We start from the raw sequence: 9,267 nt of genomic DNA on the forward strand, positions 1-9,267 counted from the left end.
TTTAATTTTAAGAAATATCTTACAGAAAGCCTACAACAGTGGGCTTTTTGCTTTGTCTTAAAACGTTGATTTCTGGGTTTGTCCCCCTTTTTGTCCCCCTTCACAAAGAACTTACAGCTTTCTCATAAAATGAGACGGCTGTTTTTGCTTTTTCTTTGGAGAGATGACTGTAAGTGTCCATAGTCATAGCTAGTGTAGAATGACCTAGACGGTGTTGTAATTCTTTATATGGTATTCCAGAATTTAGCAAAAGACTAGCGTGTGTGTGTCTAAAACCGTGGAATCCAATATTAGGTACACCAGCATGTTTGAAACGTGTGTTTAAACGAGTTGATAGTGTTTTATTGTTTGGGTATTTATGAATAAAATCTGAGAATACAACAGTTTCAGTTCGACCAAGTTTCCAAGCTTCTTGCCTTTGTCTTTTTTGATACACTTTTAAGACCTCTATAGTTTGTGGGTCAATATCAATTGTGCGATAACTTGCCTCAGACTTTGGGCTATTAATCTCACCTAAATGATTTAGTGTCTTTGTAATATTCACAGTTGCATTATGTAGGTCAATATCTGACCAGTGTAGAGCTAAGGCTTCGTTAATACGGCAACCAGTAGCAAGAAGAAACTTGTACAAAGTAATTTCATAGATATTTCTATATATTGCTAAGTTAGCCTCTTCTAGATAGCTGAGAAATTGCTTTAACTCTAAGTTATTAAAGTGTTTTACTTTGTTTCTACCCTTTTTTATTTTACGAGGAAGAATAACTTCACGAGCTGGATTTATATCAATAATCTGCATTGTCACAGCATATTGTAGGATACGTTTATTTAGCGCGTGAATTTTATCATAGTGTAGAAATGCGCCCTCTTCTCTTTTGTTAGCACGTAGAGCTAGTTGATTAACAATGCGTTGGATAGTTGGAGTGGTTAACTTATCTAACCTATAAGAACCAAATAGAGGAATCACATGGTTAGCTAGTAGTCGTTTTACTGAATCTTGTGTATTTGGTTTTACTGTGTGTTGATAGCTTTCCCACCATAATTGAGCTACTTCTTCATAGCTTGTTAGTGGAATGGTTTCCTTCTTAGTAGAGCCATTATTTTGGAATTCGGCTTTAGCTAATTGAGCTTTTTTCTTCAATTCAGTTTTAGTTCTAGCTGTCAGATTAGCCTTTATTTTTTTCCCTGTGAGTTTATCTACTCCTAGGTATACTTTTGCACGATATACAGTGTCACCGTTTTGTTTCTTGATTTCTGCTATTTTCATTTCTTAACCTTTCTAACATCAGTAGGCAAGCTGTAAAAGGTTATGAAAAATAGATATTATGATTTGTGTCTAGAACGAATACCTTCAATTAGTATTTGTAGAGCGGTTAAGTCCTCAGTTGTGAGTGCTTGACCATCAATAGTTATTTTTACATTCTTTCTAAAGATATAATCAAGGTTGATTTTAATATTTTCTCCATTGATAATATCGTGGCTAATATCTTTGTATGTTTTTAACTTTGAGAATATGGATTTATCATTTCTTAATTCAATTAAATCTTTTAAAAGTTGCTTCTCTTTATCGTTATGAACTGAATTCATGTTGATATTTTTGATTATATCACCAATATAAGTGCTAGCCAATGTTTTATATTCAATGCAGTATTCATCGAACTCTAATCCATCTTGTTCGCATTTTTCTTTTATAGAGAGTGAAGCAATGCTTTCAGTAATATCAATGAGTTTAGTTAAACTGGGAATCTTTTTCCCATTTTCAATTTGTGAGATATAAGACTGTGATACTTTTAGGTCTTCAGCAAGGCTCTTAGTAGTTACATCGCCTTCTGTACGGCATTTTTTAAGATATTCTCCTATCATTTTTAACCTCCGTTTAATAACTTTAGTAATATTTTAGCACAAAACTCTTGACATGTAAATAAAAAACTGATAAAATGCAAAACATAACCTAAGTTAATTAACTTAGTTAAGTAGGTAAGCTGTAATAGTTATGAGAGGATAGTTGTGCACAAATAGGAAAGAAAGGAGATATATGTATAGTATACCACAAGGGATATTATCTAAGGAAGCAGAACTAGCATTATTGGAGAGGATTGAGCATTTAATAAATGATTATCTATCACATGCAATACTTTCACCTCATAGTGACTCGTTTGGCTTGATACAACAGAAAGAGTTAATCAAAGAACTAGGTATTAGTTTAGTAACTCTGCATGAATGGGAGCGTTTGGGGTTAACCCGATACTGTCCACCAATAGAAGGAACTCGCAAAGTTTTCTATAAGAAATCAGATGTTATGAAGTTTCTTTCAATTACTAATAAGGAGTGAATACATTGTATGAAAAGAAAATAAACACAATTGAAAAATTCTATGATTTCTTGAAATACATAGGAATTTATAACCATGTTGAATCTTTGATTCAATTGCTATCAATTATGCTATATAGTGTAATTATGTTACTACCAGAAGGAGTTGCTTATGACAATCATTTTTAAAAAGCAGGAGACAGAGGATAAAGTTCTTGATATGCCTAAATTTAATCTCAATAATTCAGGGAAACCTGTTAGTTCACCTCAAAACGTAGTGCTTATCTTAGAATCATTTGAATCTAAGATGACATTATTAGGTTACAATGAGTTCACAGGAGCAGTTGAAAAACTAGATAAGACGCCTTGGGAAACTCTGAAAGGAGAATGGGATAGCGAAGACACTTCTTTGTTTTCGGTATATATTGATAAACAGTTTCACTTTACTCCTAAAAAGGATTATATTGAAGATGCTGTTTTAGAAGTGGCACGTAGACGGATATTTAATCCTGTAAAGGAGCGAATTGAAAGTGTTGACTGGGATGGAGTACCTCGTGTGAAATACTTCTTTCATAAACTGTTAGGGTGTGAGGATAGTATATACACACGTGAGGTATCCCAGATGTTTTTGACAGGTCTAATTGGACGTGTATATAAACCAGGTATCAAATTTGATAATGTACCTGTCTTGATTGGTCCACAAGGGATAGGAAAAAGTACAGTAGCTCGTCGTTTATTGCCTGATGCTTTTACTGATACTCCTATTTCATTTGGGAAAACACAAGAAGATTATAGGATGCTTAAATATGTATGTGTTGTAGAAATTCCAGAATTACAGGGACTAAAGCAGAGTGATATAAATAGAATTAAGGGATTCCTTAGTGCTTCATACGATATGTGTAGGGAATTATATAAAACACACAAACGCCAACTAAGACATAATGTGTTTATTGCAACTGGAAATTCTAAAGCATTTCTCAGTGATTTTGGAGTTGAAAGAAGATTCTATCCTTTGAACTGTGGGGAATATGTTGTGGAGGAGCATCCAATGGATGTTTCTGATAATTACTTCTTGCAAGTTCTTGCTGAAGCTAAAATACTATTTGAAAAAAATGGAATTATGTTTCCAAGTATAACGACTTCAGAAAAATTGGAAGAGATACAATTTGATTTCAAAGAAGAAGATGTGGAAAAAGAGTTAATAAATGAGTTCTTGGATGAGTTTATTGTACCTGATAAATGGAGATATTATACTTTATCTGAGAAGAGGAAATACTACCGTATGTGGAAGGGATATGAGAAAGAAACACGAGAGTATTGGGATGCAAAGGAATCAGGCTTAGTGACTGTTACTTACACAAGTGAACTAGCTTACATACTGTTTGATGAAAACACTGGTAGAGGACGAAGTAGTAAATATGCTCCAAAAATTCGTGAGGTATTAGACAATCGTGATGATTTTGAAGTTGTGAAAAGTAAGCGACCTTGTAGCACATGTAGTCCAACACGTGTTTATGTACGTAAAGTAACTACATAGTAACTACAGGCAAAGGTGGTAATAATACTAGTTATTTACTCCTTTTGTAGTATTGTAGTATTATTCTTGTAAAAATAGTTAGAATTATATAATAAGAGTAAGTAGAGAAATTTCTTACTACATTACTACAAAGTGTGAACGACTAGCCCGCCATGAGCGAAGGCAAAGGAGTGAAACGCTTTGTTAAGTACCAAATACGCCTAATTTATTCCATGGTCTAATTGACAGCAAGAAACAAGGCACTCTCGTACAAATGAACTGTCCATCCGAAAAACTAAAGCCTTTCGTCTGAGACGTTCTTAGCGTACTTTGTGCCTACTTACTGTCAATTTGCTTTCACGGCATAAAGGCGTATACTTATGAGATAAATTAGAGAATAAAACTAGCTATTTAAAGAGGTTTTACATTATAGAATTTCATGTTTTTGTAGTGTTGACTTGATTCAGCTATCAGTTTGTACTGTACAAATGTATTAATTTATCTTGTTGTGTTTGTGGTTAGTAATGCGCGTGATAATGGGATTTCTAAGGGTCGATTAAAAAATAGAATAGTAATGGATGTGTGTGAATTTTGCTATTCACCGATTAACTCTCTATATCAAAAATGTGTTAGTAATGTGGAATTGTCTGAAAGAGATTCATGTGATGTAACGGATATACAAAATCCCTGCAATAAGTAATTGCAGGGATTTTCAGGTAACTAGGAAAACTTTGTAAGTATAGGGAATGTTGTTTTAGTCTATTTTGTAGTAGACAGCTTTTTCATCAGATGGATGTGTTTGAGTAATGATAATTCTAGTTTTACTTTTATCAGTTGGGTCTTCGATTGATACCATTTGGTTATTCTCAAATCGTTTCATAGGTATACTTGTTCCAGGGGGATATATTCCCATTGCAGCTCCTATAGGTCCTGAGCTGACACTAAAACCTATGTGTCCATCGCTTCCTATGCCTGACTGAGCTATCTGTCCTCCTTTTGTTAACCCATTCTTATTAAACACTATTTCATATCCTAGTTCATTCCTCCAAGTACCAGCTATACTAGAGTAGTCTCCATGTAGAATAGCCTGTGTATCAATTTCTTGTGTTGTATTTTCTGTGTGCTTTTCTTCTGTGGGAGTCGTGATAAGTGTGGCATCAGTAGCAACCCAGAATTGAAATTTTTCAGAGTCTTCCATGATTTTAACTGTGAAAGTAACGGTCGCTCCTTCTTGCCATCCCTCAATCATAGATTTCTTAATTTGTACTTGTACACCAGTCATAGGAGCATTACTAGCTTTTACCCAAATAGTATGGTATGTATTTAGAGCTTTAAAGTGTCCTACGTATGCTTCCCAAAACTTTTGGCGTGTTAGTTCTGCTGTGAAGCGGTATAGTTGACCAGTTTTTAACCTACCATCATTCTCCATGTCTCTAAGCTCTTCGGCTGTCGTATCTATTATACTATCTTCAGTTGAGCTAGAGCTTGTAGTAGATGTGCTGGAAGAAGAGCTAGATGATGCAGAGGAACTAGAAGTGGTAGAGGAGCTTTGTTGTGAAGATTGATTATCTACTGTTTCTATATTCCTATCTGGATGTCTAAAGAACAAAAATGTAGCTCCTATAATGGTAAGAATTAGAAGTGTAATCGAGGTTATAAGAATCCAAAGATTGTTGTTCTGTGGTAGAGGACAAACTACTACGTGATTCTGATTCTGGTAAACTTCAACAATATCATTTACTTTAGGGTGAAAAGTTAGCTCATTGATAGGAACATTTAGAGTCTCATTTGTGTGGAGTCGAATAATAACATGTGTATCTGAAATGTGAATAATTTGATTATGGATTTTATTTTTCATGTAGTATTAGTTTTCGTACATATAGGCAACCATGAGAGGCAGTGTTTTTGTGGCTTTAAAGACCGTCTCATAACTTTGTCTTCCTTTTACTAGTCCGTACAATGTTATATGGTCATCTTCGGCTATAACTCTATTGTTGTATTCAGAAGGAATAGAAACTAAGATAATTTTATCATAGTCATCATTTATAGCTACGCGCAGTGTATAGGCTTTCCCATCTTCCATAGCTTGTAAAACTTTACCATATACCCTTACTTTAGTATCTACAGCTATCTCATCATGATTCCACTTGTTATAGTCTACTTCACCATAATTCGCTTTATCATTATCTACAGTAATCTTAGGTTTTGATGGTACTGAGGATGAGGAACTGGAACTACTTTCCTTTAAGGAAGATGAAGAGGTAGAGCTACTTTTTTTGGATGATGAAATTTGTTTTGATGTTGAGCTTGAAGTTGTTTGATTGTTTGAAATTTGTTCTTTAGTATTTATAAAACTTATAACAATAATTACAAACAGTAATAGTAGAGTGACTATAATTCCTATTTTTTTATATTGGTTCTTTTTCTCTATGTTGTTCTTGTTGATGTCGACTTTTATGACAATACCTTCATAAACTTCTACATAATCCCCTATACTAGGTTCAAAGTCACAAGATTCAATAGCAATTTCCTTTAAACTTCCATCTTCATAACCTATATAAGCAGTATCTTCAGTTATTTTAATAATTTTCCCTATGTTCATTAGTACTCTCCTATTTTAATATTCCAGAAAACTTAACTTCATCAGGAGCCATTATATAACGATTCACAGCGACTTCTTCATCACTGAGAGTGTAGTAGAATCTAGGGCTATTTACTCCGTGGGATTTTGCAATTTTATATAAAGATTTGTTTAATGCACTGATAATTGCTCTAAGTTCTTTGTTTGAATACGAAGCATTATTTTCTGTGAGAATGATTCTGATGCCAGGTGTTACAGATGTTTTTTCCATTTCAAGCATATGTACTCCTGATTGTGTATTTACTTTATCTACACCTTCTTGAATTGCATTATAGAAAGCATCTAAGTCTACTTTTCTGTTTTCTTCACTGGACTTTTTCTCAGATTCTTTAGATTTTTTCTCTGCTTCCTCTTTCAATTTTTTCTGTTTTTCCCGTTCTTCTTGTTCTTGTCTCTCTTTTTCTTCTTTAATCTTTTCGATTTGTTTATTAAGTTTCAATTCCACTTCATCTACACGGTAAGACAAGCTACTAAATTTGTACTCGTAATCGGTTTTATATATGTCTTTTAGATGTTGAATTTCCTTTTTAACAGATGACAATTCACTATCCTCAGAAACAAGCTTCAAAGCTTCCTCTAACGTTATATTTTGTTTAATATTTGTTGTGTCATTTTCTAGTGCTTCAACTAGCTTAGTAACACGTTCCGTATCTTTAGCATATTGTTGCTTATGATTGCTTGATTCCATACAAGCATAAAATAAAATTAAAAGAGGAAATATCAATGTAAATCCTATAATGTATTTAAAAATCTTGTTCATGCCTACTATCCTAATTTATTCCTTTCTTATAAATGATTCAATCACTTCAACACTAGCTTGACTTGCTTTCGGTAATATGTCATATACTGTACCATTTGTGAAGTAAGTGAGATTGGGGATTGTTTTGAATCCTACAGTTGTTTTAAAGTTATTCCAACTTGTCTTATCTATATGCTTACTATCTAAGTAATACACAGTGGTCTCAGTTTTATCTACTGCTTTTGCTAGCTTTGGAGCAAATTCTTGGCAGTATGGGCAACTCTCTCTCCCTGTGTATAGGTAAAAGCTTTCTTTATGTTGTATTTTCTGTTCCACAGCCTCTAAACTTATCTTTTGGAGTCTGTTCACAGCTATCTGGTAGTCTGTTTGTGTCAGAGTGGTTAAGTATGCTGTGAATGTGACAATTATAATAAGTAGTAGTGACAGTAGAATAAGAACTTTTTTACTATTCATCACATCCGTATCCGTCTTTGTCTCTATCTAACCATGGACCGTATTGTGGGTCACTAGCAGGTATGTTTACACGTCCTGCTTTTCGTGCTTCCTTACAGTTTTTGAACGGTCTTAAATTTGATTGTGGAGCAGTCGTAGACGATTGTGTAGGAGTGGTTGTGGTGTGAGATGAAGCTTGTTCTTGCTCTTTTTCTCGTGAAGATACTTTCCTTTCCTCCTCTTTTGATTTGGAGGCTTCAATACTTGCTTTTTCCTCTTCTTGTGCTTTTTCTGTTTTTCTCACTTCACTGATTACTAACGAGCCTTTATCGATTGAATCATATTTTTCTAAAGATACTGTATTTCCTGTATAGACCATAAGTTCATTCATTTTCACAGCTAGTGATTCAGGTGTACGGATAAGAAGTTTCTTACCTGTTATGTTGTACTCACGGTATTCATCTTTTTCTTCAATCCCAATTACCTCAGCTTCAACTTCGTAGAGTTTATCTGTGTTAGAGAGTTTGTGTGCTACCTCTCTCAGTGCTTTGGCTCGCAGTATGATTTTAATTTGTGGTGTATTAAGATAAGCATCTACGGCTATATGCCCAGTTGGAGACCATTTCTCTATTTTAGAACTAGTTTCACTACTGGATGATGAAGTAGAGGAAGATGAACTAGACTGTTTAACTTGTGAAGACTGTTTGACAGAATCACTAGCCTTAGTTTGAACTTGTGAGTGTTTAGTGCTACCGCTAGTTAATAGTGTGAAGAACAAAACGAGGATAAGCAATAGTACAATACCACCTATAATCTTTTGTTCTTTGCTTAATTCCTTAAGCTTTTTAAGCATATATAACCTCCAAATGTTTAACTTTATTTAATGAAATAAAAAAATATTTCCTAATAGTTACAATTATATCACACAAACTTTAACAAAAGAATATGTTTTTTGACAATATTTAACCATAGAGAATGTAAACCTGATTGTTTAATCTATAAGATAGATAGTAGATTTAACATAGAGGGTGAAGGAATGGATGATATATTAGAAAAGATAAGTAATCAGATACGAGATTTACGAGCTTCAAAGAAGATTACACAGCAAGAACTAGCAGAAAGAACAAATCTAAGCGTTCCTTATATCAGTCAGATAGAGAATAATCACAGAAATATCTCTTTGGAAACTTTTGTGAAGATTGTTGATGCTTTGGAAGTTCCATTGAGTGATTTTTTCTTACCTTATTCTGTGCCACAAGATACAGAAATGATGGAATTATTATTGAAGATTCAGAGACACCCACAGCATAAGATGATTGTTCATAAGGTGATGGAAATACTTGAATTAAGCCAAGATAGTTAGTGTAAAATAAAAAGCACCTAAACGGTACTTCTTACTTGCCTACTGAACTCATCACCATGAAATTTGTACTCCTTTTTGTCCACCTTGGAGTAAAGTTTAATCTATTTTATTTAATATGTAAATTCTAAAAACGATACAAAATCAACATTTATAAAGCATACCAAAGTGTAATTTATACTAAATCTATTCTACAACAAAATGCTTTAATTTTAAGAAATATCTTACAGAAAGCCTACAACAGTGGGCTT

Annotated in this window: 10 protein-coding genes; 3 read left to right on the forward strand and 7 right to left on the reverse strand. The window is 33.7% G+C overall.

Annotated features, from left to right (window positions below):
• Window positions 1–100 precede the first annotated feature (100 nt).
• Entirely contained in the window at window positions 101–1,264 is a 1,164-nt protein-coding gene (locus tag ADI86_RS03380) for a tyrosine-type recombinase/integrase (protein WP_049531794.1), read from the reverse strand.
• A gap of 56 nt (window positions 1,265–1,320) precedes the next feature.
• Window positions 1,321–1,860 carry a helix-turn-helix domain-containing protein gene (locus ADI86_RS03385; RefSeq protein ID WP_049499273.1) on the reverse strand — a complete coding sequence of 180 codons (540 nt, stop codon included), beginning with the start codon at window positions 1,858–1,860 and terminating at the stop codon, window positions 1,321–1,323.
• Between the two features lie 172 nt (window positions 1,861–2,032).
• Here ADI86_RS03385 and ADI86_RS03390 point away from each other — a divergent pair, with 172 nt between their 5' ends.
• Window positions 2,033–2,329 carry a hypothetical protein gene (locus tag ADI86_RS03390; RefSeq protein ID WP_049531795.1) on the forward strand — a complete coding sequence of 99 codons (297 nt, stop codon included), beginning with the start codon at window positions 2,033–2,035 and terminating at the stop codon, window positions 2,327–2,329.
• A gap of 150 nt (window positions 2,330–2,479) precedes the next feature.
• A complete protein-coding gene (locus tag ADI86_RS03395) occupies window positions 2,480–3,844 on the forward strand; it encodes a VapE domain-containing protein (protein WP_049531796.1) in 1,365 nt (454 codons plus the stop codon).
• Window positions 3,845–4,577: 733 nt separating this feature from the next.
• On the opposite strand, the gene ADI86_RS03400 is transcribed toward ADI86_RS03395, so the two are convergent.
• The 5 genes from ADI86_RS03400 to ADI86_RS03420 are packed head-to-tail and all read right to left on the reverse strand — an operon-like array spanning window position 4,578 to window position 8,509.
• Window positions 4,578–5,681, reverse strand: coding sequence for a DUF6287 domain-containing protein (locus ADI86_RS03400; RefSeq protein WP_049531797.1), 1,104 nt, complete (start codon window positions 5,679–5,681; stop codon window positions 4,578–4,580).
• Between the two features lie 6 nt (window positions 5,682–5,687).
• The gene (locus ADI86_RS03405; RefSeq protein ID WP_049531798.1) at window positions 5,688–6,425 is read right to left on the reverse strand and encodes a hypothetical protein; all 738 of its coding nucleotides are present in this window, start codon (window positions 6,423–6,425) and stop codon (window positions 5,688–5,690) included.
• A 10-nt stretch (window positions 6,426–6,435) separates the two neighbouring features.
• On the reverse strand, window positions 6,436–7,224 hold the full coding sequence (locus ADI86_RS03410) for a hypothetical protein (protein ID WP_049531799.1): 789 nt from the start codon (window positions 7,222–7,224) through the stop codon (window positions 6,436–6,438).
• A gap of 15 nt (window positions 7,225–7,239) precedes the next feature.
• Window positions 7,240–7,677, reverse strand: coding sequence for a thioredoxin domain-containing protein (locus ADI86_RS03415; RefSeq protein WP_049531800.1), 438 nt, complete (start codon window positions 7,675–7,677; stop codon window positions 7,240–7,242).
• The gene (locus ADI86_RS03420) at window positions 7,670–8,509 is read right to left on the reverse strand and encodes an excalibur calcium-binding domain-containing protein (RefSeq protein ID WP_049531801.1); all 840 of its coding nucleotides are present in this window, start codon (window positions 8,507–8,509) and stop codon (window positions 7,670–7,672) included. The genes ADI86_RS03415 and ADI86_RS03420 overlap by 8 nt, the downstream gene beginning before the upstream one ends.
• Window positions 8,510–8,692: 183 nt before the next feature.
• Here ADI86_RS03420 and ADI86_RS03425 point away from each other — a divergent pair, with 183 nt between their 5' ends.
• Entirely contained in the window at window positions 8,693–9,019 is a 327-nt protein-coding gene (locus ADI86_RS03425; protein WP_049531802.1) for a helix-turn-helix domain-containing protein, read from the forward strand.
• Window positions 9,020–9,267: the final 248 nt, after the last annotated feature.

This window comes from Streptococcus pseudopneumoniae, from assembly GCF_001074975.1.
In the GTDB taxonomy this organism is placed as follows: Bacteria; Bacillota; Bacilli; order Lactobacillales; family Streptococcaceae; genus Streptococcus; species Streptococcus pseudopneumoniae_D.